25 protein-coding genes, 2 tRNA genes and 1 pseudogene are annotated in these 26,857 nt (G+C 67.3%); 19 read left to right on the top strand and 9 right to left on the bottom strand.

What is annotated here, in order from left to right; translation table 11 throughout:
- Positions 1 to 76 precede the first annotated feature (76 nt).
- Positions 77 to 523 carry a TRAM domain-containing protein gene (locus P1L40_RS09520; protein ID WP_284006593.1) on the top strand — a complete coding sequence of 149 codons (447 nt, stop codon included), beginning with the start codon at positions 77 to 79 and terminating at the stop codon, positions 521 to 523.
- A 48-nt stretch (positions 524 to 571) separates the two neighbouring features.
- On the top strand, positions 572 to 1,354 hold the full coding sequence (locus P1L40_RS09515; protein ID WP_284006591.1) for an SDR family oxidoreductase: 783 nt from the start codon (positions 572 to 574) through the stop codon (positions 1,352 to 1,354).
- Here P1L40_RS09515 and P1L40_RS09510 read toward each other — a convergent pair.
- Genes P1L40_RS09510 through P1L40_RS09500 form a run of 3 tightly spaced genes read right to left on the bottom strand, consistent with a single transcriptional unit; the run spans position 1,351 to position 2,950 of the window.
- Positions 1,351 to 1,578: a hypothetical protein gene (locus P1L40_RS09510; RefSeq protein ID WP_284006589.1), complete on the bottom strand. Its 228-nt coding sequence runs from the start codon at positions 1,576 to 1,578 to the stop codon at positions 1,351 to 1,353. The two genes, P1L40_RS09515 and P1L40_RS09510, sit on opposite strands and share 4 nt — an antisense overlap.
- Positions 1,579 to 1,628: 50 nt before the next feature.
- On the bottom strand, positions 1,629 to 2,621 hold the full coding sequence (locus tag P1L40_RS09505) for a mannose-1-phosphate guanylyltransferase (protein WP_284006587.1): 993 nt from the start codon (positions 2,619 to 2,621) through the stop codon (positions 1,629 to 1,631).
- A gap of 38 nt (positions 2,622 to 2,659) precedes the next feature.
- Positions 2,660 to 2,950, bottom strand: coding sequence for a DUF7091 family protein (locus P1L40_RS09500; RefSeq protein WP_284006586.1), 291 nt, complete (start codon positions 2,948 to 2,950; stop codon positions 2,660 to 2,662).
- A gap of 161 nt (positions 2,951 to 3,111) precedes the next feature.
- On the opposite strand from P1L40_RS09500, the gene P1L40_RS09495 reads away from it, so the two are divergent.
- The 3 genes from P1L40_RS09495 (at position 3,112) to P1L40_RS09485 (ending at position 5,526) form a co-directional block, all read left to right on the top strand.
- On the top strand, positions 3,112 to 4,050 hold the full coding sequence (locus P1L40_RS09495) for a replication factor A (RefSeq protein ID WP_284006584.1): 939 nt from the start codon (positions 3,112 to 3,114) through the stop codon (positions 4,048 to 4,050).
- Complete coding sequence (locus P1L40_RS09490) at positions 4,051 to 4,662, top strand: RPA family protein (protein WP_284006583.1); 612 nt, start codon at positions 4,051 to 4,053, stop codon at positions 4,660 to 4,662.
- 72 nt (positions 4,663 to 4,734) lie between these two features.
- Positions 4,735 to 5,526: an alpha/beta hydrolase gene (locus P1L40_RS09485; RefSeq protein ID WP_284006582.1), complete on the top strand. Its 792-nt coding sequence runs from the start codon at positions 4,735 to 4,737 to the stop codon at positions 5,524 to 5,526.
- A gap of 14 nt (positions 5,527 to 5,540) precedes the next feature.
- Here the strand turns inward: P1L40_RS09485 and P1L40_RS09480 are convergent, their stop codons facing one another.
- Positions 5,541 to 5,957, bottom strand: coding sequence for a VOC family protein (locus tag P1L40_RS09480; protein ID WP_419181176.1), 417 nt, complete (start codon positions 5,955 to 5,957; stop codon positions 5,541 to 5,543).
- 120 nt (positions 5,958 to 6,077) lie between these two features.
- On the opposite strand from P1L40_RS09480, the gene P1L40_RS09475 reads away from it, so the two are divergent.
- Positions 6,078 to 6,512, top strand: a complete 435-nt coding sequence (locus P1L40_RS09475) for a DUF8146 domain-containing protein (protein ID WP_284006580.1) — start codon at positions 6,078 to 6,080, stop codon at positions 6,510 to 6,512.
- Here P1L40_RS09475 and P1L40_RS09470 read toward each other — a convergent pair.
- Together P1L40_RS09470 and P1L40_RS09465 are read right to left on the bottom strand one after the other, a co-directional pair.
- Complete coding sequence (locus P1L40_RS09470; RefSeq protein ID WP_284006578.1) at positions 6,507 to 6,959, bottom strand: DUF5814 domain-containing protein; 453 nt, start codon at positions 6,957 to 6,959, stop codon at positions 6,507 to 6,509. The genes P1L40_RS09475 and P1L40_RS09470 overlap by 6 nt on opposite strands.
- A 115-nt stretch (positions 6,960 to 7,074) precedes the next feature.
- A complete protein-coding gene (locus P1L40_RS09465) occupies positions 7,075 to 9,099 on the bottom strand; it encodes an amylo-alpha-1,6-glucosidase (protein WP_284006576.1) in 2,025 nt (674 codons plus the stop codon).
- A gap of 174 nt (positions 9,100 to 9,273) precedes the next feature.
- Between P1L40_RS09465 and P1L40_RS09460 the strand changes: the two genes are divergently transcribed.
- The 5 genes from P1L40_RS09460 to P1L40_RS09440 are packed head-to-tail and all read left to right on the top strand — an operon-like array spanning position 9,274 to position 14,816.
- Positions 9,274 to 10,713: an ABC transporter substrate-binding protein gene (locus P1L40_RS09460; protein WP_284006574.1), complete on the top strand. Its 1,440-nt coding sequence runs from the start codon at positions 9,274 to 9,276 to the stop codon at positions 10,711 to 10,713.
- Between the two features lie 26 nt (positions 10,714 to 10,739).
- A complete protein-coding gene (locus P1L40_RS09455) occupies positions 10,740 to 11,633 on the top strand; it encodes a carbohydrate ABC transporter permease (protein WP_284006573.1) in 894 nt (297 codons plus the stop codon).
- Positions 11,630 to 12,526 carry a carbohydrate ABC transporter permease gene (locus P1L40_RS09450; protein WP_284006571.1) on the top strand — a complete coding sequence of 299 codons (897 nt, stop codon included), beginning with the start codon at positions 11,630 to 11,632 and terminating at the stop codon, positions 12,524 to 12,526. Before P1L40_RS09455 ends, P1L40_RS09450 begins: the two co-directional genes overlap by 4 nt.
- A gap of 2 nt (positions 12,527 to 12,528) precedes the next feature.
- On the top strand, positions 12,529 to 13,668 hold the full coding sequence (locus P1L40_RS09445; protein WP_284006570.1) for an ABC transporter ATP-binding protein: 1,140 nt from the start codon (positions 12,529 to 12,531) through the stop codon (positions 13,666 to 13,668).
- Entirely contained in the window at positions 13,668 to 14,816 is a 1,149-nt protein-coding gene (locus tag P1L40_RS09440; RefSeq protein ID WP_284006569.1) for an ABC transporter ATP-binding protein, read from the top strand. Before P1L40_RS09445 ends, P1L40_RS09440 begins: the two co-directional genes overlap by 1 nt.
- A gap of 42 nt (positions 14,817 to 14,858) precedes the next feature.
- Here P1L40_RS09440 and P1L40_RS09435 read toward each other — a convergent pair whose 3' ends face one another.
- The gene (locus P1L40_RS09435) at positions 14,859 to 15,797 is read right to left on the bottom strand and encodes a glycoside hydrolase family protein (protein ID WP_284006568.1); all 939 of its coding nucleotides are present in this window, start codon (positions 15,795 to 15,797) and stop codon (positions 14,859 to 14,861) included.
- 137 nt (positions 15,798 to 15,934) lie between these two features.
- Here P1L40_RS09435 and P1L40_RS09430 point away from each other — a divergent pair, with 137 nt between their 5' ends.
- The 3 genes from P1L40_RS09430 to P1L40_RS23395 all read left to right on the top strand — a co-directional run bounded on the left by P1L40_RS09430 (position 15,935) and on the right by P1L40_RS23395 (position 18,156).
- Positions 15,935 to 16,996 (top strand): TrmB family transcriptional regulator, encoded by a 1,062-nt coding sequence (locus P1L40_RS09430; RefSeq protein WP_284006566.1) that lies wholly within the window; start codon positions 15,935 to 15,937, stop codon positions 16,994 to 16,996.
- Positions 16,997 to 17,138: 142 nt separating this feature from the next.
- Positions 17,139 to 17,209 (top strand) — tRNA-His (locus P1L40_RS09425).
- Positions 17,210 to 17,610: 401 nt separating this feature from the next.
- The gene (locus P1L40_RS23395) at positions 17,611 to 18,156 is read left to right on the top strand and encodes an HNH endonuclease (protein WP_336402166.1); all 546 of its coding nucleotides are present in this window, start codon (positions 17,611 to 17,613) and stop codon (positions 18,154 to 18,156) included.
- A gap of 6 nt (positions 18,157 to 18,162) precedes the next feature.
- Here P1L40_RS23395 and P1L40_RS09415 read toward each other — a convergent pair whose 3' ends face one another.
- Positions 18,163 to 19,353, bottom strand: coding sequence for a site-2 protease family protein (locus P1L40_RS09415; RefSeq protein ID WP_284006564.1), 1,191 nt, complete (start codon positions 19,351 to 19,353; stop codon positions 18,163 to 18,165).
- A gap of 86 nt (positions 19,354 to 19,439) precedes the next feature.
- On the opposite strand from P1L40_RS09415, the gene P1L40_RS09410 reads away from it, so the two are divergent.
- The 4 genes from P1L40_RS09410 to P1L40_RS09395 all read left to right on the top strand — a co-directional run bounded on the left by P1L40_RS09410 (position 19,440) and on the right by P1L40_RS09395 (position 24,967).
- Positions 19,440 to 21,485, top strand: a complete 2,046-nt coding sequence (locus P1L40_RS09410; RefSeq protein WP_284006561.1) for a DEAD/DEAH box helicase — start codon at positions 19,440 to 19,442, stop codon at positions 21,483 to 21,485.
- 47 nt (positions 21,486 to 21,532) lie between these two features.
- Positions 21,533 to 22,915: a hypothetical protein gene (locus P1L40_RS09405; protein WP_284006560.1), complete on the top strand. Its 1,383-nt coding sequence runs from the start codon at positions 21,533 to 21,535 to the stop codon at positions 22,913 to 22,915.
- A 63-nt stretch (positions 22,916 to 22,978) separates the two neighbouring features.
- Entirely contained in the window at positions 22,979 to 24,838 is a 1,860-nt protein-coding gene (locus P1L40_RS09400; protein WP_284011055.1) for an SLC13 family permease, read from the top strand.
- Between the two features lie 56 nt (positions 24,839 to 24,894).
- Positions 24,895 to 24,967, top strand: a tRNA-Pro gene (locus tag P1L40_RS09395).
- Between the two features lie 28 nt (positions 24,968 to 24,995).
- On the opposite strand, the gene P1L40_RS09390 is transcribed toward P1L40_RS09395, so the two are convergent.
- Positions 24,996 to 25,523, bottom strand: coding sequence for a P-loop nucleotide/nucleoside kinase family protein (locus tag P1L40_RS09390; protein WP_284006558.1), 528 nt, complete (start codon positions 25,521 to 25,523; stop codon positions 24,996 to 24,998).
- Positions 25,524 to 25,612: 89 nt separating this feature from the next.
- Here P1L40_RS09390 and P1L40_RS23535 point away from each other — a divergent pair.
- Positions 25,613 to 26,793, top strand: a pseudogene (locus P1L40_RS23535) (AGE family epimerase/isomerase).
- Positions 26,794 to 26,857 lie beyond the last annotated feature (64 nt).

The following is a 26,857-nucleotide window of genomic DNA, read 5'->3' as shown; positions in this document are numbered from 1 at the left end:
CCGAGGACTCGCCAGCCGTCGGCTCGCCGCCACACAGGTCGCAAGCGTTTTGCCCGCGGCTCCTGTACGCAGGGTCATGGCCGACTGCCCGCTCGCGGACGAATGCCCCAGTTTCACCGAGCGTATCGAGGGGATGGGGTGTACGCACTACGGTGACAGAGGTGGCGCCGAGTGGTGTAACCACTACAACCAGCCCATCTCCGATCTGAAGAGCCAGCCGGTGAAGCCGGGCCAAGAGGTCGTCGTGACCGTCGAGGACATCCACGAGAGCGGTGCCGGCGTCGGGCGGACCGAGGACGGGTTCATCATCATGGTCGACGGGGTCCTCCCGCCGGCCAAGTCGAAGGTCAAAGTCACCAAGGTTCGGTCGAACCACGCTCGCGCGGAGGAACTCGAACGACTGGAACTCGACGAGGACGAGACCGAAGACGAGGAAGCCGACGAGGAGACACAGGTCGAGGCCCAAGAGGACGACGAGGACGACCGACGGCTGGGGAGCCGCGACAACTTCTGGGGTAGCTGAGCGGTCGGCGACCCGAGGTTCTTTCTACCGACGCGCCGCCCACCCGATATGGAACTCGAACTCGAGGGCAACGTCGCGCTCTGTACCGCTGCGACGAGTGGACTCGGACTCGCGAGCGCCCGCCGACTCGCGAACGAAGGCGCGGACGTAGCAGTCTGTGGAACCACGGCCGAACACGTCGACCGGGCACGGCAGGATCTCGATGACGCCGGCACGGGCGACGTGCTGGCGGTCCAGGCCGACATCACCGACCGGGCCGCCGTGGAGGCGTTCGTCGAGGAAACAGTCGACGAACTCGGCGGGCTCGACCACGTCGTCACGAGCGCCGGCGGCCCCGCGCCCGGCCCGTTCCTGGAGACGACCGAACGCCAGTGGTACACCGCCTACGACCTGCTGGTGATGAGCTACGTCTGGACGACCCGCTTCGGGGCCCCGTATCTGCGGGACTCGGATGCCGGCACTGTCGTCGCTATCACCTCCCGGTCGGTCCAGGAGGTCATCGACGACCTGGTGCTCTCGAACGCCGTCCGGCGAGCGGTGATCGGGCTCGTGAAGACACAAGCACGCGAGTTCGCCCCGGAGGTACGGGTCAACGCCGTCCTGCCCGGCGCTCACGAGACGCCGCGGATCGAGGAACTCGTCGAGGCGGCCGTCGAGCGCGGCGAGTACGACTCCTACGAAGAGGGCATCGCCGACTGGTCCGACGCGCCCCTTGGCCGGGTCGGGAATCCGGAGGAACTGGGCGACGTGGTCGCCTACCTCTCCTCGGCTCGCTCCTCGTACGTCACCGGGACCGCGCTCCCGGTCGATGGCGGGTCGATGCGAAGCTAGGGGCGGTCGAGTCGCTCGGTGGCGTCGGTGTTGTCCGTCGCCAACTGCCAGACGAGCGTCCCGAGCGAGACCAGCGCGACCGCCGCGGTGGCGATGTAGCCCGTGCTGCCGACCTCGAAGAGCCGATCGGGAAACAGCGCGCCCATCACGAGCAGCCCGACGGCCGAAAACCCCGCGAGAAACGGGATCACGAGCAGCCAGAACCGTCGAGCGACACCGTCCATACTGGGTCCGATACCACGCGAGACAATGACTGTTTCCCCCGGATCGCCCCTCAGAACGCGTCCTCGTTCCTGAGTTGGGCGACCACCTCGCGGACTCGCTGGCTCTTTTCTTTCGGGACGACCAGCGTCCGATCCCCGAACGAGGCGACGACGAGATCCGAGACGCCGACGACGCTGGCGTGGCCGTCGGTCGCGACGACGTTGCCGGCGGCGTCGATCGTGACTGCGTCCCCGAGGACGGCGTTGCCGTCGCTGTCGTCGAGCACTCGCTCCAGGGCGTCCCACGAGCCCAGGTCGTCCCACGATAGGTCAGCGGGGACGACGGAGACGTTCTCGGCCCGCTCTAACACCGCGTAATCGACGCTGATCGCGTCGACCGCGTCGAACGCTGCCGCGGGGTCGTCGCCGAGGCGTTCGATCAGGGGTGCCAGTGGCGTCTCCCGGGCCGCGTCGAGAAACGCCGTCGGTGTCCAGGCGAACAGCCCGGCGTTCCAGTAGAACCCCTCCTCGACGTACCGCCGTGCGGTCTCGGCGTCGGGTTTCTCGTGGAACGCGTCGACGCTGTGGTAGCCGTCTGCGGGCGCGCCCGGCTTGATGTAGCCGTACTCCGTCGCGGCCCGACTCGGCTCGATACCGACCGTCACGAGCCCCCCTGTTTCGGCTGCAGTTCGGGCCGCGCGCTCGCCCACGGCCCGGAAATCGCCCTCGACGTGGTGGTCGCTGGGGAGACAGAGCAACACGCAGTCGCCGACCTGCTCGCGGATCCGGTGGGCCGCATACGCCAGCGCCGGCCCGGTGTCTTTGGGTTCCGGTTCGGTCAGCACGGCCACACCGGGCGCTCGTTCGCGTACGCCGTCGACGTACGCCTCGCGGGTGAGGACGTACGTCTCGTCGGCGAAGCCCGCTCGCTCGACGGTCTCGGCCAGTAACGACCGTTCGCGGCCGAACGACTGGAACTGTTTGGGTCGGTCGCTGCGACTGGCCGGGTAGAGTCTGGTGCCGGTTCCGCCCGCGAGCACGAGCGCGACGAGAGGCCTGTCCATACCCGGCGTTGTCGCCGGTCCGTCTCAAAGCTGTGGGGTCACCACGTCTCGACGGTCCCGTCGCGGATGTCCTCGACACAGCCCTGACAGTCGGGGTGGTCGGCGTCGAAACAGTCCGGGCGGGCCTGCGCGTCCAGCGAGACGGCCCGCCGGTCGGCATGGCGGCGACAGACGACCTTCGCGCGCCCGTCCTCGTCGCGGGGGAGCCCGGCCAGCGCGGCCCGTTTCCCGTCGCTGTAGGCCCGTTTGGCGTCCGACAACTGCTGTCCGGCCGACCGGAGCGTGTTGCTGATAAAGCGCGCGATCCGGTCGCCGTCACCGTCGGCCATACCACACAGTTGCGGCCGGCAACGGATCAATCTTCCCGCGCTCGCGTCCACCGACACGTCCGTCGGTTTCACTTTCACTCCGCCGGGCGAGTGTTTATATCCGAAGGCGACCAACGCTCAGGTGTCTCCCATCGAAAACCAGGCGGAGACAGTGAACGCCAATGACTGCAACAGATTTGCGTACCCAAGCCGAAGAGATACACGAGCAGTTCGCCGACCAGCTGGACCTCGCTGTCGAGGACGTTCAGGAACGGCTGGACACACTCGTCAACGACTATCAGGTTCCCGTCAACGAAGCGCGCCGGAGCGTCGTCAACACGTACTTAGACGAGGCCGGCATGGACCGGGACCAACTCGCCAGTGGCGGCGGCAACGAGCAGGTCCAGGTGAGCGATGTCGACGCGCCCGAAGAGTGGGTCGACATGCGCGTCACCGTCGTCGAACTGTGGGAGCCCCGCGCCGACGCCGTCGCACAGGTCGGGCTCCTGGGCGACGAGACGGGCACGATCAAGTTCACCAAGTGGTCGAAATCCGACCTCCCGGAGCTCTCCGAAGGGACCTCCTACGCCCTGCGCAACGTCGTCACGGACGAGTACCAGGGCCGATTCTCCGTGAAGCTCAATCGGACGACCACCATCGAGGAACTCGACGAGGAGATCGAGGTCGGCGACGACAGCGTCGAGGTCGAGGGCGCGCTGGTCGACATCCAGTCGGGCTCGGGCCTCATCAAACGCTGTCCCGAGGACGACTGCACCCGCGTCCTCCAGAACGGCCGCTGTAGCGAACACGGCGAGGTCGAGGGCGAGTTCGACCTCCGGATCAAGGGCGTGTTGGACGACGGCGAGGAGGTCACCGAGGTCATCTTCGACGAGGAAGCGACCGAACGGCTCACCGGTATCTCCCTGGAGGAGGCAAAGGAGATGGCCATGGACGCGCTGGACACCACGGTCGTGGCCGACGAGATGCGCGAAGGCATCCTCGGGCGCTACTACCGGGTCACCGGACCGACCTTCGGCCGCTACGTCCTGGCCGACGAACAGGAGCGGCTCACCGGACCAGTGGATGCGGACGAACTGCTGATCAAAGCGAGGTCGATCTAGATGGCGAGTACACCCACCCGCGAAGTCGCCCGCCGCGTCTTCGCCCGCGAGTTCAACGATTCGAGTTACACGTTCAAGGAGTCCGACGACGACCGTGCACCGGTGTACGTCCTCCTGCCGACCGGCGAGCGCGCCAACCGCGTGTTCCTCGTCGGGACGCTGACCGAGACCGAGGATGTCGGCGAGGACAGCGAGTACTGGCAGGGCCGTGTCGTCGATCCCAACGGCGACACGTTCTTCATGTACGCCGGGCAGTACCAGCCCGACGCCGCGTCGATGCTGCGGGAACTGGAACCGCCTGCCTACGTCGCCGTCGTCGGCAAACCCCGAACCTACGAGACCGACGAGGGCGACGTGAACGTCTCCGTCCGGCCGGAGTCGATCTCGGAAGTCGACGAGGCGACCCGGGATCGGTGGGTCGCAGAGACCGCCGAACGGACGCTCGAGCGCATCCAGCGGTTCACCGACGCCGACCCCGACGACCCGGCGACCGACGAGTACGTGACGATGGCCCACGAGGAGTACGGCGACGACATCGAGCCGTACCGCCAGTCCGTCGTCGGCGCGCTGGAGAGCATGCAGGACGAGCAAGCGGAAGCCAGCGCCGACTGAGCGAGGCCGCACCGTCGTGTGGCGCGCACAGTCGCGCAACCGATTTCCGTTCGCCCCCACTCGCTCCGACGAATGGACACGGCTACTCTCCGGACAGCCGACGGCCTCTCGATACGTGTCGCACAGCATCTGGCCGACGCTGACGCCGTCGGTACCGTACTGCTCGCACACGGCATCACCCAGGACATGGACGAAGGGGGGATGTTCGTAAGACTCGCCGACAGGCTCACGACGGCCGGATTCGACGTGGTCCGGTTCACCTACCGCGGCCACGGCGACAGCGACGGCGAGTCGGCGGGCGTGACTATCGGCGGGGAGTTGCTGGACTTCGAGGCGGCCTTCGAACACACCGTCACCGAGTTCGACGGCCCCTACTTCGTCGTCGCCAAGAGCTTCGGCGCGGTGTCGACGTGCCTCTCGCTCGATCGGTACGCCGAGGATATCGCCGGCGTCGCCCTCTGGAACCCGGTCCTGGACATCGAGGGAACGTTCCTCGATCCGAGCGTCGAGTGGGGCAGGCATCACTTCACGGGCGAGCGGCTGGAGACGCTCTACGCCGACGGTGCGCTCCCGCTCGACGAGGAGTTCAGCATGGGCCGGGTCCTCTACGAGGAACTCCACCGATACGCGCCGGGCGAGCGGTTCGTCGAGAGTACCGTCCCCGCGCTGGTCGTCCACGGCACCGCCGACGAGATCGTCCCGTACGACGACACGCGACGGGTGGCTCGACGAAAGGGCGCTGCGTTCCACACGATCGAGGACGCCGATCACGGATTCGTCAGGCCGGGCGAGCGTCCCGCGGACGAGGACAGGGAACAGGACAGACGAACGGTCGAGTGGCTCACGGCCCGGACGAGCGACTGATCTCGGCTCGCGTCTCAGGGTTCGAGCAGTTCGACCAGGTTCCCCTCGGGGTCGACGACGAAGAGAATCGCCGTCCCGCTCTCGGTCGTCTGTGGCTCGCTGAGCGTCTCGACATCGGCCGGGAGTTCGTCGGCGACGGCGGCGAGATCGTCGACTTCCAGCCCCAGGTGTGTCGCGCCCGGTTCGTTGAGCCGTGGCGCCGGTCGCTGATCGCCTTCGGGATCGTAGCTGACCAGCTCCAGACGGGCGTCGCCGGCGTCTAGATGCGCGAACTCGGCGCTGGCGCCGTCGACGCCGACCCCGGTGGCGAAGGCCTCACCGCCGACGGAAAAGCGGGAGAGAACGTCCAGGCCGAGACTGTCCCGGTAGAACTCGATCGAGCGTTCGAGGTCCTCGACGGTGATCGCGTAGTGGTGTGCTGTCGCGTCCATACCGAACGCCAGAGCGGCGGCGGTTAAACCGCTGTGGTCGCCGTTTCTTTCAGCCGTCTCGTGAACGTGCGAGCGTCTGACAAACGATTAAATACGAGGACGGACGACTAGGAGACAACGATGGGCAACAAAAACAAGACGATCTCCTTCCGCGTGAGCGAGGACAAGTTCGAGACGCTCCGCGAGATCGCCGAGGAGCGCGACATCTCGCTTTCCGCGGTGTTCCGGGACTACGTCGACACGCTGGTCGCCCACGACGGCCAGGTGAAAGTCGCCCCCGAGCACGAACTGGAAGCGGCCGCCGAAGAGTCCAGCACCGAGAGCTTCCCGCCGAAGGTCGAGGTCCCGAAGAGCTTCGTCCGGGAACACGAACGGCTGGAACTGGAGGCCGAACACCTCCGCGAGCAACTCGAAGAACACAAACGCTACGTCACGAAACTCCGCCAGCAACTCGATCAGATGGACCAGGACGAGGTGATCCACCTCGAAGACCTGGACGACGAGGAGGAAGACGACGCCGCGTCCTACCGGATCGGCAGTTTCGAAGAGCTATAACAACCGCTGGCGGCGGTTGCGTGTTTCGTCTGCGACCTCGTTCTCTCCCTCGACATCCGCCAGCGTCTCGACCGCTTCGAGCGTCCGGACGGAGTCGTCGAGAAAGGAGAGGATATCGCCGGGGTAGGCATAGAGCATGTAGTCGTCGGTCATCACGTCGACGATCGCGTCCGGTCCCATCCCCTGTTCGCGCAGTTCCAGGAGGTACGCGACGAACTTCCGCTCCGGACAGCCACAGTGGGGCGCCCCCTGGCACTCACAGTCCATGAAGTCCTCGGCGAAATCCAGCACCCGATCCCGGGTCGCGTCGTCGAGTTTGACCAGCCCCTCCCCCTGGAAGAGGATGTCGAGCGTCGCGCCGCTGAAGGCCCCTTTCGGGAAACTCGTCTCTAACTGGGAGGCGAGTTGCTGGTGGTTCTTGACGTAGATCTTGTCGGTGATGGCCACGCGTGGGGACACGTAGTCGGTGATCGGATAAAAGCGTCCCGGGACTGCCGTCCGGGAGCGGGTGACGAGCGCCGTCGGCACCGGCCAGCCGACGGTGCCAGCGCCGACCTGTGTGCTACCGTCGCCGCTCGACGCCGCCCCAGCGGTCGCGTACGGGGTCGAGCGCGCGCTCCGGGAACAGCGACGACGACCGGGTCGAGACGACGGTCCCGTCGTCGGCCGGGCTGAGTCCGAACGCCGCCCGGAGCAGTGCGAACGGTGCGCCGGCGCCCCACGCCTGTGGGACACAGGTCGCTGGGTACGGCGTCGGGGCGGTCTCGCGGTCGAAGCCACAGTACAGCTCCGGGAGGCGTTCGTGTCGCGTCCGTGCGCCGGCGACGAGGACGTGCCGGCCGATCCGTTCCGCGACATCGCCGTAGCCGTAGCGGCCGAGTCCGACGGCGACCAGCGACGTGTCGTGTGGCCAGACGCCCCCGGCGTGGTACGACACGGGACTGTAGCCGGCGTCGGTGGCGCTCATCGTTCGGATCCCCCAGCTATCGGCCAGCTCAGGCTGTTGGAGCGTCTCGACGACCGCCCCGGCTCTGGCTTCCGGGACGAGACCGGTCCACAGACAGTGGCCGACGTTCGAGGTCACCGCGTCGACGATATCGCCCGCGCCGGTCTTCGCGAGGCCGTAGAACGAGCGGTCGGGGAGCCAGAACTGGTCGTCGAAGCGCCGTTCGATGGCGCTGGCCCGGTCGCGGTACTCCACGCACCGGTCCGTCGATACGTCGGCGGAAGCCTCGTGACGGGCGATCCGGCCCAGGAGCGAACTCCCGCGCCGGAGAGCGGCTGCGGCGTAGCCCTGTACCTCCGCGACGGCGAGGGGCCCGTCGGCGGTCGTCCCGTCGGCGAACCGGACGCTTGCGGTCGTGTCCTTCCAGGCCCTGTGTGCCAGGGCGGTGCCGGTGGCCGTGTAGTAGAGAAACGGGTCGTCGGGCCCCGACGTACTCGTCTCGTACACCCAGTCGAGGGCCGCCCGCAACGACTCGGCGAGGTCGGCGGCCAACGCCGGGGTCCCCCGCCAGTCGCAGGTCTCGGCCAGCAGGAGGACCCACAGCGGCGTCGCGTCGATCGTGCCGTAGTACGGCGTGTGTGGCACGAGTCCGCGAGCCGCGAGCTCCCCCTGGCGCTGCTCGTGAAAGATCTTCCCCGGTTCCTCTTCACGGCGGTCGTCGGTCCGCTGGCCCTGGTGTGCCGCGAGATACCGCAAGGTCCCGGCCGCCAGTTCCGGGGCGACCGGGAGCGCCTGATACGCCGTGATGAGCGCGTCCCGACCGAAGGGGGCGGCGAACCACGGCGTCCCGGCCAGCGGGACGCGGCCGTACTCGGTGTCGGTGGTCAGGGCGCGGAGGTCCGCCGCGGCCTGTTCGACCACGCCAGCGAGTTCGTCGTCGGCCGTGGGGACGGCGGGGATGTCGACGCGGTCCGTGTCGCCCGACGCCGTCTCCGCCGAGGGAAGGGCGTCGTCGAGGCCGATCCGGGTCGTCACGGTCGCGGTGTCCCGGGGCTCGACGCCGAGGGAGAACCGCGCCTCGTCGTCGGTCAGGCTCGTGGGCGCGGGGTCGAACGCGACCGTCGTCGCGTACCTCGTGTCCGCGTCGCCGTGTGTGAACGAGTAGCTCTTGTGGACGGTGTCCTCGGCGATGCGGGTCTCGACCGTCCGGTTGATGTCGGCCTCGAACCCGCGGACCTCGAACACGTCGGCGAAGTCGGCCTCGAACCCGAGTCGCAACTCCACCGACTCGGGGTCGGGCGAGTGGTTGCGGACGGTGATCGTCTGGACCGCACCGTGTCCCTCGGTCACGCTGAGGCGGCGCGTGAACGACCGGTCCGTGTGTTTCGCGACTTCCCCGGTGCCGGTCATCGTGTTCACCCCGGTCGCGGCCGGCACGAACGTCTCGGTTCGGCTCCGCGGCGAGACCAGCGTCGACTGGAGCCGCGTCAGCGTTCCCGTCGCAACGTCACAGGACAGCTCAGAGAGGTACCGCGTGTCACGGTCGTACAGCCCGCCAGTGTCACCGGCGGTGATGTCGGCGTGGGTGGCGGTCGGGAACACCAGGTACGTGTACCCGTCGACGAGCGTCTCCTGGGTCATCTGTTCACCCTCGCGGGACAGTTTCACGCTGGTCTTCGGGGGTCGGTTCGATCCGGATTGGGGCCATAGCTCAGACTGTGAAGGGCAGAAAAATAACACTTTGGATGAACACAACAACTCCGAGAGGTTGTTATCCAATAGAGTTTTAAATGATTATTACAAACAGTTCTACATATGCCTCCGCATGATAACACGCGGCACGATCGGGCGGCGGGAACAGAGCGACAGTCGCTGAGTCGGCGACGGCTCCTCGAACTCGGGAGTATCGCTGCTGCGGCCGGGCTGGCCGGTTGTGGCGGCGACGGCGGTAGCGGCGATGGCGGCAGTGGTGACGGCGGCAGCGGTGACGGCGGCAGTGGCGACGGCGGCAGCGGTGACGGCGGGAGCGGCGGTGGCGGAGAAGAGACCGCGAGCGAGATCGGCTACTGGAACATCCACAACGGCGACGACTTCCGGGAACCGATCAACACCATCGTCAGCGACTTCGAGGACAGCGCCGGCACGACCGTCAACACCCGGTACGTCGACAACGACGACATCTCCGAACAGCTGTCCAGCGCGGTCGCGTCGGACACCCTGCCGAACGTGGGGCTGCTCGCGATCCAGACGATCCAGCGCCTCGGTGCCGACGGCACGCTCTCCGCGGAGAGCACGACATCGGTCGTCGACGAGATCGGCGAGGACGACTTCCGGGACGGCCCGTTGCAGTTCATGAGCGACGGTGACGGCGGGTACTACGGCGTCCCGGCGGACGCGTGGGTCCAGGGCATCTGGTACCGCAAGAGCGCGTTCGAGGAGGAGGGGCTCGAACCGCCCGTGACGTGGGACGCCATCCTCACGGCGGCCCAGGCGTTCCACGATCCGGACAACAACACGTACGGTATCGGGTTCGGAACCCAGGTCGACGCGTACGCACGCCAGTGTTTCACGCAGTTCGCCCGGTCGAACGACGCGCGGGTCGTCGACGCAGACGCGAACGTCGTCTTCGACTCCCAGGAGATGGTCGAGACGCTGGAGTACTACCAGCAACTGAGCCAGTACACGCCGGGTTCGGTCACATTCAACGACACGCGGAGCCTCTACGGGAACCGGCAGGAACACATGTTCCTCTACTCGTCGTACCTGCTCCCGGACCTGCTGGCCGACGAGGGCGAGGAGATGGTCGCCGACACGGGGCTCGCACCGGCGACCGAGAAACAGCGACGCAGCACGTACGGGCAGGTGCTCGGACACTGCATCTTCGACGACACCGACGCCAGACTCACTGCGTCGGAGGACTTAGTCAACCACGTCATGAGCGGCGACTCCTACGTCAACTGGGTGCACACCCAGCCCGGCGGCACGATGCCGGTCCTGCAGTCGACCTCCGAGAGCGACGCGTACCGCGACAACGAGACGCTCTCGGCCTGGAGCGATACCATCAGCCAGATCTCGTCGGCGCTGGGGAACATGGAGCGGTTCGACGTGGTCGACGGCACGCTCGTTCCGGAGTTCGGCCAGATATCCAGCCAATCGCTGGTCGCGGAGGCGGTCAACCGGGTCTGTATCAGCGGCGACGACCCCGAGACCGTCGCGACCGAACAGGCAGAGAAGATGCGTAACGCGCTCGAATGATGTCGGTCGGGACCCGGCTCGCATCCGTGACCGGTCTCGATCAGTACTTCGAGTCCCCGGCAGAGCAGCGGGAGGCCCTCCTCGGCATCGGGTTGATCCTGCCGGCGGTCCTCCTCATCGGCGCCGTCATCCTCTATCCGATCGGCTACAACGTCTATCTCAGTTTCACCACTGTCCCGCTGAACCCGGACAGGGCGCCGACGTGGGTCGGGCTCGAAAACTACGTCGGACTGTTGTCCAGTACCCGGTTCTGGTCGGCGTTCTCGACGACGCTCGTGTTCACTGTCGGCAGTACCGTCCTCTCGACGGTCGCCGGACTGGTCGTCGCGATCCTGTTCAACCGGGAGTTCCGCGGGCGGCGACTCGCTCGCGGACTCGTCTTGTTGCCACACGTCACGCCGATCATCGCCGTCGCGTTCGTCTGGCAGTTCATGCTCAGCCCGCTCTGGGGCGCGATCCCGAACATGCTCGCCGAGTGGGGGCTGTACAGCAACAGCACTGGCCTGCTGGCACAGAGTTCCACGGCGCTTCCCATGGTTATCGTCTTCTCGGCGTGGCGGAACTTCCCGTTCGCGTTCCTCCTCATCGTCGCCCGGCTCCAGGCCATCCCCGAATCGATGTACGAGGCGGCACGGATCGACGGGGCGGGGCCGCTGGCACAGTTCAAAGACATCACCCTCCCGGAGCTACGCGGGACGATCACGATCGTCGTCCTGTTGCGGTTCATCTGGGAGTTCAACGCCTTCGCGCAGGTCTGGCTCCTCACGCGACAGGTGCTCACACTGCCGATCTTCGCCTACCAGACCGCCTTCGCCAACTTCGAGCAGGGGACCGGCGCGGCGATCTCGCTGCTCCTCTTTCTCGTCCAGGCGATGTTCGTCGTCGGGTTCGTCACGCTGTTCGGGGAGGACAAGATATGATCCTCCGGATCTACGCACAGGTCCGGTCGAGCCTCGGCGTCCTCAAGACGGGCTACGACACCGATAGCCGCCTCGGTCACCTGGGGTTTTATCTGAGCCTGGCGCTGACGCTCCTGATCGCGCTCCTCCCGTTCTACGTGATGCTCATCACGAGTCTCACCCCCGACGCCGCCATCTACTCCGACGACCCGTCGCTGCTGCCCGGCGAGGTGACGCTGTCGCAGTACTCCGTCCTGTTCACCTCGGAGACGTTCGCGTTCACGAGCTACTTCTTCAACAGCGCGATCGTCGCGCTGGTGACGGCGTCGTTCTCGCTCGTCGTCGGCGTCATCGGCGCGTACAGTTTCACGCGCCTGGAGTTCCCGGGCAACGGTCTCGTCCGGCGCGGAGTCGTCGTCGTCTACATGCTCTCGGCGATCACCGTCGTCGTCCCGCTGTTCCAGTTGCTCGCGCGGTTCGGCCTCGTCGACACCCGGCTGTCGCTGTTTATCACCTACACCGTGAGTACGCTCCCGCTCACGCTGTACATGCTCTGGAACTACTTCGAGAGCCTCCCGGTCGAGATCGAGGAGGCGGCGCTGCTGGACGGCTACTCCCGGGTCGAGACGATCTTTCGCGTGGTCGTTCCGCTGAGCCTCCCGGTGCTCGTCGCCGCCTTCCTCTTCGCGTTCAAGATCGCCTGGAACGAGTACATCTTCGCGTCGGTGTTTCTCAAATCACAGGCGAAGCTCACGCTCCCGATCGGTATCGAACAGATGAACAGCAACTTCAACAACGTCTGGGGACAGATCATGGCGGCGTCGTTTCTCACCACGCTGCCGATCATCGTGATGTTCCTGTATCTCGAACAGTACATGGTCAAAGGGCTAACGGCCGGGGCGGTAGAGGGGTAACGATGGCAGAGCACAGTCACACTCCCGCGGCGGACGCGGCCGAGCGCACCGCCATCGGCGCGGTCGGGGACGCCGTCGGCGGCAACTCGGTCCGACTGCGCGGGCTCACGAAACGGTTCGACGAGACGCTCGCGGTCGACGGCGTCGACCTCGATGTCGACAGCGGCGAACTCCTCGTGTTGCTCGGCCCCTCGGGCTGTGGCAAGACGACGACCCTGCGGATGGTCGCCGGCCTCGAACCGATCACCGATGGGACCGTCACGATCGGCGACCGGGACGTTTCCCGGACGGTCCCACAGGACCGCGACGTGGCGATGGTGTTCCAGAGCTACGCGCTGTATCCCCACAAGACGGTCCGGGAGAACATCCGGTTCCCGCTCCGGAAGACGGACCTCGACGACGACGCCGTCGGGGAGCGCATCCAGTCGACGGCCGCGCTGTTGGATATCGCGGACCTCCTGGAGAAACGACCCGCCGCGCTCTCGGGCGGCCAGCGCCAGCGAGTCGCGGTCGGACGGGCGCTCGCGCGGAACCCGTCGGTCCTGCTCATGGACGAACCGCTGTCGAACCTCGACGCGAAGCTCCGGATACAGACGCGCTCCGAACTCCGGGACCTCCAGCAACAGCTCGGGATCACGACACTCTACGTCACACACGACCAGGAGGAGGCGATGAGTCTCGCCGACCGCATCGCCGTGATGAACGGCGGCCGTATCGAGCAGGTCGGGACGCCCGAGGAGGTGTACCGCCGGCCCGACTCGGAGTTCGTCGCCACCTTCCTCGGGGATCCCTCGATGAACGTCTTCGACGTGACCGGCGGGGCCGGACCGGTCGTCGACGCACTCACCGCCACGAAACCGTCCGACGCACGGCGGGTGGGGATCAGACCCGAGGATGTCTACCTCGCTGGCGACCACACCGAGGCTGGACCCGCCGAGCGGACTCCCTCCGTCGACTGCCGGGTCACGGTGGTCGAGCCCATCGGTCGCGCCTACGAACTCACGGTCGAGACCGGTGGGCGGACCTTCGATGTCAGAACCCGGTCGGTCCCCGCGGACCTCGACCGCGGCACGCCGACGGCGGTGACGTTCGACGCGGACGCGGCCTCGTACTTCGACGCCGACGGGAGGCGGATCCGTTGATGGTTGAACTCGCCCTCGACGGCGTCACCAAGCGCTACGACGACGCGCAGGGGACCGAAACCGCCGTCAGCGACTTCTCGCTGACCGTCGAGGACGAACTGCTCGTGTTGCTCGGTCCCTCCGGCTGTGGCAAGACGACGACGCTGCGGATGATCGCCGGGCTCGAAACCGTCACCGACGGGGCCATCCGCATCGACGGCCGCGACGTGACGGGACTGGCCCCCAGCGACCGATCGATCGCGATGGTCTTCCAGGACTACGGGCTCTACACGATGATGTCCGTCCGCGAGAACATGGCCTACGGGCTGAAACACTCCACGGACCTCTCGGCCGCCGAGCGGGAGGCACGCGTCGAGGAGATGGCCGAGATGTTCGACATCGCGGGCCTGCTGGACCGGTCGGTGACCGACCTCTCGGGCGGGCAGAAACAGCGGGTGTCGCTCGGCCGGGCGATGGTCCGGGAACCCGACGTGTTCCTCCTCGACGAACCGCTTGCCAGTCTCGACGCGAAGCTCCGGTCGGAGATGCGGACGGAGCTCCAGCGCCTCCAGTCGGAACTGGACATCACGACCGTCTACGTCACCCACGACCAGAAGGAGGCCATGACGATGGCCGACCGCATCGCCGTCCTCGACGACGGTGTCCTCCAGCAGGCGGGGCCGCCGGACCGGGTGTACGCGGACCCGACGAACCGCTTCGTCGCCGACTTCCTCGGGACCCCGTCGATGAACCAGCTCCCGGCGGTTCTCGACAGACAGGATAGCGACCGGTACACCGCCCGGTTCCCGGCCGACGACCCGACGGTCCCGCTCGCTGCCGTCCCGAGCGGGGTCGCGGTCGCTCCCGGCACCGAGGTCGTCGTCGGCATCCGCCCCGAGGACATCGACATTGACGCGCAGTCGCCCGATGGCCCGGTGTTCGAGGCGGAGGTCGTCGTCACGGAGTACCAGGGGAGCGACAACTTCGTCCACCTGCTGGTCGGTGGGACGGAACTGACCGCCGTCTCGCCGCCGACCGTCAAACCCGAGCCCGGCGAGACGGTCCGTCTCAGCGTCTCCCCGTCGGACATCTACCTCTTCGACGCCGAGACGGGCGAGGCGATCACCACCAGCGGCCGTTCGGTCCCGGCGCGCGAGCGGGACGCCTGACCCCCGTTCTCACTACCGGGTCTGACCGCCCCGACACGCCGGTCACAGCCCCGGTGCCGGGACCGTCGCTCGCCGGAGCGCGAACGACTCGTCCTCGCGAGCGACTTCGGCGAAGACCTCCCACTCGTCGCCGCGAGTCAACACGTCGACGTACCGGCAGGTAGCGAAGGTGTCGACTCCCGTGTCGCGCTCGGCGGCCGGGCCGCTGTAGACGGGGCCGTCGGGCGACGTGTCGGTCACCCGTTCGAGGTCCGGCGACACCGCCACGCCGGTCCGGAGGTTCCACGTTCGGCCCGTGTCGCTGATGCCGCTCCCGTCGTAGAACACGAGCCAGACGGGTGCGTCGGGCGCGGGGACGACGGCCGATACTCTGACGTGGTGGTCGTGCCAGTAGGCCCGCTCGATGACGGGGTTGTCCCCGTGGCGGGTCCACGTCTCGCCGTCGACGCTGGTCGCCAGATGCGCCTGCTCCGAGCGGCCGTCGGCCCCCGCGTAGAACATGTAGTACCGGCCCCCGACCGTCTCGATCACGGGGTCTTTCACCGTCCCCGCGTCGGTCGTCCCCGGTTCGGGCGTGAGGACGGTCCGGGCGGTGTCCGGGTCCAGGTCCGACGGCGCCTCGGCGTCGGCGAGTTTCTGTATCACCCAGTCGTTGCCGCCGCGGTCGACGGGGAGGTAACACTGGAGCGCCCCCGTCCGTGGGTCCGTGACGAGCGCCGCCCGCTCGACACTCACGACTCCGAGATCGGCCGCTGTCAGGGCTGCTCGCTGCGTGAGCGACCGGTCGTCGCCGTACTCGTACACCGTCACCTCGTGGCCGCGCCGGTCCGGATCACGCCACCGGACGGCGAGGTAGGGCACGCCGTCGTGGCGGTGGACACACGGTGCACCTACCCAGTACCCCTGCCGCTCACCGGACGGTTCGAGCACCGTCTCCGCCGCGTCGATGTCGATGTCCGGGGGTGTCGCGTAGGTCGACATGATAACAACCACGAATCGTGGTGTTAAATAACACGGGGGGCGTGTACACACCTGATGCACACCGCCCCGAGGCCGCCGACCCAGCGCGACCCGACCGCACAGCGGCGACGACAGACCGATAGCGGATCACCGGACCCATGAGTGACAGCAGACTGACCAGCCGCCTCGAAGAACTCGGGCTGACATCCTACCAGGCGAAGGCGTACGTCGCCACCGTCCGCTCGGGGAAGGCGACCCCGACGGACCTCGTCGACGCCTCCGGCGTCCCGCAGGGCCGGATCTACGACGTGCTGTACGATCTCGAAGAGATGGGCCTGGTCGAGATCAGGTCCCGCGGGCGGGGGAAAGAGGTCATCGCGCCGTCGCCGCAGGATGTCCTGAACGACCTCAAACGACGGCGAATCGACGAACTGAGCGAGACGATCGACACGCTGGGGTCGGAACTGCGTCGGGTCCACGACGACACCGTCGACGTGTCCGACGACTACGTGACGATGGCGAGCCGCGAACAGACGGCGCTGCGGCACATCGAACAGGCGATCGAGGCCGCCGAGTACTGGCTCGTCGTCGCCACGTCACCACGGATCTACCGACAGATCGAACCGGCGCTCCGAGTGGCGCTCGAGGACGGCGTCACGGTCAGGCTCCTGATGAGCGGCGACGCGTCGACGGCCGAACGCACGTATCCCGATCGGATGTCGGTCCGGTCCCGCGCGACGGCAGACACGGTCGTGGCCGCCGACCGGACCTACGGGATCTTCGGGAGCAACCACCCGATACAGGACACGCAACGATACCTGATCACGCAGGAGTCGAACCTCGTCTTACTGCTGCAGGACTACACCGAGACCGTCTGGGGGGCGTCGGCCGTCGTCCGGACCGGACGGACGTTCCCGCGCCGGTATCTGGACCCGCGCCGAGCGATCACCGATCTCCGTTCCGAACTCGACGACGGGACTCGGTTCCGGGCGACGATCGAGGGGTACCACACCGACTCGCACGAACCCGGTACGTGGGAGGGCGTCGTCGAGGACTACGAACTCCAGAGCGAGGTCGAGATCGACTTCTCGTTGGCCCCGCCGACGGTCTCGTCGCTGACACTGTCGACCGCCGAAGAGACGCTCACCGTCGGCGGGTGGCGAGCGACCGTCGAGGATGTCGCGGCCACGGGCATCGAGATCACGCCGATCGCCGAGTGATCGACGAACCCGGGCTGTCGTCTGTCGTCGTGTCGCAGACTGAAGCGGCGACGACGGCCGTGTAAGGGTGTCTCGAACCGACCGGGGAGTCGTAACGTATTTCTGTACCAGCGGAGTAGCTAAGGCTGCTTCAGCACGCGTGTCCGGGTTGGGGTAGTGGTATCCTTCAGCCTTGTGGTGGCTGAGACGTGGGTTCAATTCCCGCACCCGGACTCATTTAACATATCTTACACACCCGCTACGACGCTCCATAGTTTCACATTCACGCTGGTCAGCGTGCTTTTATTTTCGAACGCGCAGAACATAATTGTATGTCGCATACGTGCCCGACGTGTGGACGACAGTTCGACAGTCGGCGAGGCCTCGGTGTCCATCATAGCCAGTCACACGACGAACGGCTTCCGAACCGGCAATGTGATCGGTGTGGTCAGCAGTTCTACTGTGAGTACGAGAAGCGATACTGCTCGGACGATTGCCGTGAAGAGGCGGTATCGTACCAGGGGGCGGCTAACCCGAACTATCGCGGCGGCAAAACACAGACCGAGTGTATGATCTGTGACCGGACGTTCGAGTATTACCCGTCCGCCAAGGAGGGAGTCTACTGCGCGGACTGTGTGCAGACTGAAACGTGGCGAGAGCCACCGTCACAGTCGGGGGAGGACCACCATTCTTGGACGGGTGGAACCCTGACACTGGAATGTGATGTCTGTGGTGACCCTGTCGAACGATACCCCAGTCAGATTGAGGGCGAGGTCACGCTCTGTAGTCGTGACTGCCACGCAGAGTGGCTCTCGGCGGCGTTCACCGGCGACGGCCACCCCAACTGGCAGGGTGGCGGGATCGACGACTACGGGCCGGGGTGGCCCGCGGTCCGTGAGCGGGCGCTCGGCCGTGACGGGCACGCCTGTGTCGTCTGCGGGGCCGACGACGCCGACATCGGTCGGAACCCCGACGTCCACCACGTCGTCCCGGTTCGGCTGTTCGCCGCCTCGCCGGTCCTGACCGTCGCCGACGCCCACACCCTCGACAACGTGGTGTCGCTGTGTCCGGCCTGTCACCGGCGCGCGGAGTTCGGTCGGCTCACGCGGGCGGAACTGCGCTTTCGGGCGGGGACCGCTCGCCCGGCGGGCGAGCACGATCCGCGCTCGCGGGTCTGCTGATCGGGGTCAGGGTTTCGGCCGGAGGGAACCGCGCTCGCCGGCGGCTGGCGCGTAGTCGCCGCTCGATTTGATGATCGAGAGCGCGGTCATGATGTCCGAACGGGTGAGCAACCCCTGGAAGGCGCCGTCCTCGTCGGTGACGAGCAGGCGGCCGACGGAGTTGTCCTGCAGTTGAGTCAGCGCGTCCATCACGTCGGTCGTCGGGGAGACGGTCACGAGGTCGGTCGTCATCACGTCGCCGACGGTGTAGGCGTCCCGTTCGACCTCGCGGACGGCGCGGGCGTCCTCCAGGGCGACCAGGCCGACGACCTCGCCGTCGCGCTCGACCGGGTAGCCGGTGTGGCGCTCGGCGAACATCGTCCGGATGAGGTCCCGGACCGACTGGTCGGGGGTGACCGTCGTCACGCGGTCGGCGGGGGTCATCACGTCGCCGACGGTGACACCCTCGAAGGCCGCCGCCATCGAGGTCTGGCGGGCCTCGCCGGCCGCGCCGATGTAGATGAAGAAGGCCAGCCCGGCCAGGAAGATGTTGCCGACGACGAACAGCCCGAACAGGCCCAGGAAGATGGCGAACACCTTCCCGACCTCGGCGGCGATCTCGGTCGCCCGGGCGTACGGCCGGGTGCGAGCGAGCAAGGCCCGGAGGACGCGGCCGCCGTCCATGGGAAACCCCGGGAGCATGTTGAACACGGCCAGCGCGAGGTTCATCACGGCGAGATACGCGAGGACGAACCGGACCGACTGGAGCAGCGTCGACTCCGTCGCGGGCAGGACCGCGAACGCGACGTACGAGAGGCCCCCGAGGAGCACGCTGACGATCGGACCGGCGACGGCGATGGCCAGTTCCTGCTTCCAGTCGTCGGGCATCTCGGTGAGCTGTGCGATCCCGCCAAAGAGCCACAGCGTGATCGAGTCGATCGGGAAGCCGTAGCGCATGGCCACGAGCGAGTGACCCAGTTCGTGCAACACGACACCCGAGAACAGACCGACGGCGGCGGCCACGCCCAGCACCCAGACCAGCGAGCCGACGGTGAGAACCGACGGCTCCAGCCCGGCGCCGAGCACGTCGTTGAGGAGGTCGGCGGTCTCGCCGACCTGTGTCCCGATGATCCAGGCGAACAGCGGCAGGACCAGCAGGAAGGTCAGATCGAGCTGGATCGGGATGCCGAACGCACTGCCGATTCGGAACCGGCGCATATGATCGTGTTGTCGGCCGACCGACTTAAAGTCGCCGTGGAGGCGTCCCGAGTGACTGAAGTAGGGGCCGCGTCGTACACACAGCCGTGTCCCAGCAGGCTGCACAGGTCGATACGCTGTTTCTCCACGAGCGCGGCGAGGAGTACACGGTCGTCGCCGAACGTGACGGGGAACGGCTGTTCCACGGCGTCCTCGAAGTCAAGGAGACCGACGCGGGGCCGCGACCCCGCCGGCTCCGCATCAAGGAAGGCACCGACGAGGACCTGCGATCACCCGACCAGTTCGTCGAACTCGCCCGGCGGGCGGCCCGACTGCGTATCTCCGAGCAGACCTCCAGGCGGGCCCGCGACCAGGCCCGGCGGCTGTTCGACGCCTATCAACTGTCCGCGAAAGTCGTCCGGACCTGTCGGTACTGCGCCAACGCCGGCCGGTACTCCCCGATCACGAGCGAGACGGAGATCCACACCGACGGGGAGAGTATCTGCCCCGACTGTGCCCGCGAAGAGCTGGACCGCGAACTCGCCTTCGAAGGCACCATAACCGGTGAGGCGCGCGAGCGCCTCGAAGAACTCATGCTGGAGGTCCAGGACCTGGACCGCATCTCGAATCTCCTCTCGGGGAACTTGGACCCCGACCTCACGAAGTTCGACGAGATCTCCGCGACCGTCGACGATGTCGAACTGGTGCCGACGGACTCGCTGTCGTTGCACCCCGGTATCCAGGACCATCTGGAGTCCCGGTTCGACACTCTGCTGCCGGTCCAGAGTCTCGCTGTGGAGCACGGCGCGACCGACGGGCAGGATCAGCTCATCGTCTCGGCGACCGCGACGGGGAAGACCCTCGTCGGCGAGATGGCCGGCCTGGACCGCGTGCTCAACAACAAGGGGAAGATGCTGTTTCTGGTCCCGCTGGTCGCGCTGGCGAACCAGAAGTACGAGTCGTTCCGGGAGCGATACGGCGACATGGTCGACGTGTCGCTGCGGGTCGGCGCCAGTCGGATCGCCGGTGAGGGCGGGCAGTTCGACCCGAACGCCGACGTTATCGTCGGTACCTACGAGGGAATCGACCACGCGCTCCGGACCGACAAGGACCTGGGGACGATCGGGACGGTCGTCATCGACGAGGTCCACACGCTCGGGGAAGACGAACGTGGCCACCGGCTCGACGGGCTGATCTCGCGGCTGAAACACTACTGTGAGACCGGTGGCGCGCCCGACTCGGGGGCCACACAGTGGATCTACCTCTCGGCGACGGTCGGCAACCCGAGCCAACTGGCCGAGAAGCTCCGTGCCCAGCTCATCGAGTTCGAGGAGCGCCCGGTCCCCATCGAACGCCACGTCACGTTCGCCGACGGTCGCGAGAAGATCGAGACCGAGAAGAAACTCGTCAAGCGGGCCTTCGACACGAAATCTAGCAAGGGGTACCGCGGTCAGACGATCATCTTCACCAACTCCCGGCGGCGCTGTCACGAGATCTCCCGGAAGCTCCAGTACGACTCGGCGCCGTATCACGCCGGCCTGGACAACAGGCGCCGCCAGCGGGTCGAGCGGCAGTTCGCCGACCAGGATCTCGCCGCTGTGGTGACGACGGCGGCGCTGGCGGCCGGCGTGGACTTCCCCGCCTCGCAGGTCATCTTCGACTCGCTTGCCATGGGGATCGAGTGGCTCACCGTCCAGGAGTTCAGCCAGATGCTCGGGCGCGCCGGCCGGCCGGACTACCACGACAAGGGGACCGTCTACGTCCTCGTCGAACCCGACTGCACCTACCACAACAGCATGGAGATGACCGAGGACGAGGTGGCGTTCAAGCTCCTCAAAGGCGAGATGGAGCCGGTGATCACCCGTTACGACGAGAGCGCCGCCGTGGAGGAGACACTGGCGAACGTCACCGTCGCCGGCAAGCGCGCGAAGGCGCTCAACGACCGGATGATCGGCGAGGTCCCGACCAAACACGCGCTGGGCAAACTGCTGGAGTACGAGTTCATCGACGGACTCTCGCCGACACCGCTGGGGCGGGCCGTCACCCGGCACTTCCTCGCGCCCGACGAGTCGTTCCAGTTGCTCGACGGCATTCGGAAAGGCGACGACCCCTACGAGATCGTCGCGGCGATGGAACTGCGCGACGAGCACTGACTGGGGCGGAGCGTACATTCTTGTAGCGGGCCACCCATCCGATCGGTATGGGGCTGTTCGACAGTATCCGCCGGACGCTCGGCGGCGGCGACGACACCGCGAACGAGCACTCCGAGAGTGGCGAGTCCGCGACCGAACCGGCCTCGGACGGCCCGACAGTGACCGACAGCGCCGCGCTCTCGCCGGCGGAGTTCCGCCAGCGGGCCGAGACGGTCGCCGACCGGTCGGCCGACCTCGATTTCTCGACGGCGTCGCTCTCCCGGCTCGACGCTGCCGTCGCCGATCAGTTCGACGACGAGCCCGTCGCGGCCAGCGAGGACACGGCGTACACGACCCACACCGTCCGTTTTGGCAGCTATCTCGGCGAGGTGCTGGTCCGGGAGCTGGACGGCCGCTGGGTCCAAGACGACGGCTGGGGTGTTACCGTCGCCGGTGCCGACGACGAACGCACGGTCGCCGTCTTCGACGTGGCCGCGCGCTCGTTCGCCGACGAGCCGGTGTTCGCGGCCGTCCTCGATCGACTAGAGACGGAGCTGTCCGTCCCCGCCGACTCCGACGGTCCGGCGGGAGCGGGCGACCCCGCAGACGAACCGGAGCCAAGCGGGCCAGCCACCAGCGAGTCGCCACAGGGCGACGACACGGACTCGACGGTGACGAGCTGGGAGGACGCCGGCGGCTGGCAGCCGGCGACGGAGACGCCCGGGTTCGACGGGAGCGATGCCGACGCGGACGAGGGGAGCGATGCCGACGCAGACGAAGGAGGCGTCGCCGACACACCGGACGACGCGGACCCGGTGGACGACGACGCGTTTCACATCCCGGACGCTGAGGGGGGCGTCGCTGCGACGGCCGGCACCACGCCACCGGCCGACGCGGACACAGATACCGACGACGGGAACCAGACCGGCACGGACGCCTGGTCGCTGGCTGCGGCGTCGGACCCCGAGGCCGGGGGCGACCCCACAGAGTCGCTACTCGACCGGATGGATCGGAAGGGCGATCCGGCGTCGGACCCGGCTGCCGGCGACGGCCTCCGCGCCGACCACGCCGAGCGAGCGGCCGAGTTCGCCGAGTTCTGGAGCGAACGCGACCTGGATTTCACCCCCGAGTCGCTGACTCGTCTCGACGACCTCGTCGACGCCGAGTGGGAGGACGACCGTTTCGCCGACGCGACCTACGGCGGGACCGACAGTTTCGACGACCGGGCGTTCACGAGCCTCGTCGAGGAGCTTGGCAGCTACTTCGGCGAGGTGGTGGTCCGGGACCTCGACGGGGAGTGGACCGACGAGACCGACCACGACGCCGTCGTCGTGACGGGCGCCGACGGCCGGCTGGCGGTCCCTGTCTCGGAGGTAGCGATCGGCGCGGTCCGCGACGACGGCGCGTTCGACCGGAGCTACCGCGCCTTGCTCGCCGATCTGGAGGCGTGACTCCGCACGCTTTTTGCCTGCCGCTCTCTCACTCCCGGTGTGCTGGAGTCAGTCACGCCGGGGATGGCGTTCGTGTTCGCGCTGATCCTCCTGGCGCTCGTGCTGTTTGCGACGGAGGCGCTCCCGGTCGACGTGACCGCGATCAGCGTCATGGTCGCGCTGTTGCTCGTCGAGCCGGTGACGACCGTCGCCGTCGACGCGAACCTGCTGGCCGATCCGGTGTACGTCCTCCACCAGCCCGGGGACGGCGGCTCGCCACTGACTGCGGGGCTGTCGGGCTTCGCGTCGACGGCGACGATCACCGTCCTGGCGATGTTCATTCTCTCCGATGGGGTGCAACGGACGGGTATCGTCCAGTTACTCGGGGCGAAACTCGCCTCGCTGACCGGCGACAGCGAGTCCCGACAACTGGGCGCGACGGTCGGACTGGTCGCGCCGATCTCCGGGTTCATCAACAACACCGCAGCCGTCGCCATCCTACTCCCGATGGTGACAGATATCGCACACGAGGGCAAGATTTCACCCTCGAAACTCCTCCTGCCGCTGTCGTACGCCTCGATGTTCGGCGGGATGCTCACCCTGATCGGTACCTCGACGAACATCCTCGCCTCCCAGCTGTCGGCGGAACTGCTCGATCACCCCTTCGGGATGTTCGAGTTCACGCAACTGGGCCTGCTCGTCTCCGTCGTCGGGACGGCCTACCTGCTGACGGTCGGCCGCTGGCTCGTCCCGTCGCGGATCGAGGCCCGCGAGGACCTCACCGACGAGTTCGAGATGGGCGAGTACCTCACCGAAGTTGTCGTCCGGGAGGACTCGCCGATCGTCGGCCAGACCGTCCAGACCGCACTCGAAGAGACCGAGTTCGATGTCGACATCGTCCAGCTCGTCCGGGGCGGCCGAACTTTTCTCGAACCACTGGGCCCGAAATCGATCCGGGCCGGCGATGTCTTCGCGATCCGGACCGACCGTGACACCCTCGTCGACCTCCTCGACGCCGAGGGGCTGGACCTGATGCCCGAGGTCGAAGTCGACGACGCGGAACTCGAAAGCGCCAGCGAGCGGACGAACCTCGTCGAGGTCGTCGTCGCGCCGGGCTCGTCGCTGGTCGGCGAGACGCTCGCCTCCACCAACTTCCGCCAGCGCTACGACGCGACGGTGCTGGCGCTCCGGCGCGGTCGTGAGCTGTTCCGCCAGCGCATGGACCGGGTTCGGCTGAAAGTCGGTGACACTCTGCTGGTCCAGGCCACGCCCGAGAGCATCGACCGCCTCAACATCAACAACGACTTCATCGTCGCTCAGGAGATCGAACGACCCGACTTCCGGCGGTCGAAGATCCCCGTCGCCGTCGGCATCGTCGCGGCCGTCGTCGGCGTCGCCGCACTCACTCCCATCCACATCGTCGCCTCGGCGCTCGCCGGTGCGGTCGCGATGGTGCTGACCGGCTGTCTGCGCCCCCAGGAGCTGTACGACGCCGTCCAGTGGGACGTGATCTTCCTGCTCGCGGGGGTCATCCCGCTCGGGATCGCGCTCCAGGAGACCGGCGGTGCGGACCTGCTTGCGGACCTGTTCGTGATGACCGCGCCCGGGTTCGCGCCCATCGTCGTCCTCGGACTGATGTACGTCGTGACGGCGCTTCTGACGAACATCATCTCGAACAACGCCTCCGTCGTCCTGATGATCCCGGTCGCCGTCGAGGCGGCCCAGCAACTGGGCGCCTATCCGTTCGCGTTCGTCCTGGCGGTCACCTTCGCCGCGTCGACGGCGTTCATGACTCCGGTGGGCTACCAGACGAACCTCCTCGTCTACGGGCCGGGGGGCTACCGGTTCAGCGACTACGTGAAAGTGGGTGCGCCGCTGCAGGCGGTGTTCGCCGTCGTGACCACGCTCGGAATCGCGTTCTTCTGGGGCCTCGCGCCACCGTAGCACGGCCCGACGGGCAACGAAACCCTTTACTCGGTGACGGTCGCATCCTCACGTGCGGGATCGTGGGGTAGCTTGGTAACCTTCGGGCCTTGGGTGCCCGTGCCCCTAGTTCAAATCTGGGCGATCCCACTTCACTCCGGTTCTCTCGACCACCTAGCTACTGCTGGACCGTCTCCCGGACCGCTCCGACGACCTGCCGGTCGATCTGGTCGTGTGTCGCCTCGACCGTCTCGGAGTTGTCGACGACGACGTGGTCGCGCTCGAAGGGATCGAACGCCGCTCGGTGTTCCTCGTAGACTGCGAAGTCGGCGTCGCTGACGCTCCCTTCCCGGGCGCGAATCCGCTCTCTGACGACCTCGCGCGAACAGGTCACCCTGACGAACAGCAACTCGGCGCCGGTCGAACGGGCCGTCTCGGCGGCCATCTCGCGGTAGGCCGTCGAGTTGAACGTCGCGTCGACGACGACGGACTCACCACGTTCTAGCTCCGCTCTGGCCTGCGAGAGCAGTTCCTCGTAGGTCCGCTCGATCTCGGCGTCGGTGTAGGAGGGGTCCTCGAACAGCGATTTGCGCACTTCGTCGCTCCGATACCGCGAGGCCTCGCACTGCCGGGCGGCGTAGCCAGAGGCCGTCGACTTCCCCACACCCGGGAGACCACAGAACGCGATGAGCACTGGGCTGTCCACGCCGGCCGTTCACACACTCGCGGCTTAACTCACACGGTTGCACACCTGTCGCCGACAGACCCATACTGCGCCGGCGTCCACGCTGGGCTATGAGCGAGTACACCGAGGCCGACTGGCTCCGGGACCACATCGAGGGCGTGCTTGCGTTCTACTACCCCGACTGCGTCGACGAGACCCACGGCGGGTTCGTCGCGCAGTTAGACACCGAAACCGGTGAGATCTACGATCCCGACAGCAAGCATCTGGTCGCGGCGGCGCGGTTCACCCGGAACTTCGCGCTGGCCGTCGACCTGTTCGGGGCCGACCCGTGGCTGGGCGCGGCCGAACGCGGCACCGACTTCCTCTACGAGCAGTTCCGGGACGTAGAACGAGGCGGCTACCACTGGCTGCTGGACGGGACGACACCGGCCGACTCCCGGCGGGTCTGTTACGGCCACGCGTTCGTCGTCCTCGCGTACGCCCGAGCGACCGAGGCCGGCGTCGCGGGGGCGCAGGCGGCCCTCGACGAGACGTGGGAACTGCTGGACGAGCGGTTCTACGAGCCAGAGCAGGGATTGTACCGGAGCGTCTTCGACGCCGACTGGGACACCGCCGAGGACTACCGCGGGCAGAACGCCAACATGCACGCCTGCGAGGCCAACATCGTCGCCTACGAGGTCACCGGCGAGGAGCGGTATCTCGACCGCGCGCTGACCGTCGCCGAGCGGCTCTGTGTCGACCTAAGCCGGCGAGACCGACGGTCGGCTCTGGGAACACTACACCGCCGACTGGGACCACGACTTCGCGTACAACCGCGACGACCCGACCCACCAGTTCCGACCGTGGGGGTACCAGCCCGGCCACCACGCCGAGTGGGCGAAACTGCTGTCGATCCTCCACCGCCACGCCGGCGAGGCGTGGCTGCTGGACCGCGCCACGGACCTGTTCGACGCGGCGCTCGACGGCTGGGACGACGACTGCGGGGGGGTTCTACTACTCGCTGGACCGGGACGGCGACCCCGTCGTCGACGACAAGTACGGCTGGGAGGTGGCCGAAGCGATCGGTGCCGCCGCCGCGCTGGCCGAGCGGACCGACGACGACCGATATCTGGAGTGGTACGACCACTGCTGGGACTACGCCGCCGAGACGATGGTCGCGCCCAGTGGCAACTGGTACGAGCGGGTCGACGCCGACAACGAACCGTATCCGACCGGCGACGGGGCGGCGGTGGAACCGGGCTATCACCCTATCGGCGCCTGTTACGAGAGCCTCCGCAGTTTCGGTGAGTAGGCCGGCCGAGCCGCTAGCAGGGTCGGCTCGTCCCGATGCCGTCTGTCGGTCCCGCGGTCCCGAC

This window comes from Haloarcula pelagica (genome assembly GCF_030127105.1).
GTDB lineage: Archaea > Halobacteriota > Halobacteria > Halobacteriales > Haloarculaceae > Haloarcula > Haloarcula pelagica.
This window is presented reverse-complemented; position numbering and strand designations above follow the sequence as displayed.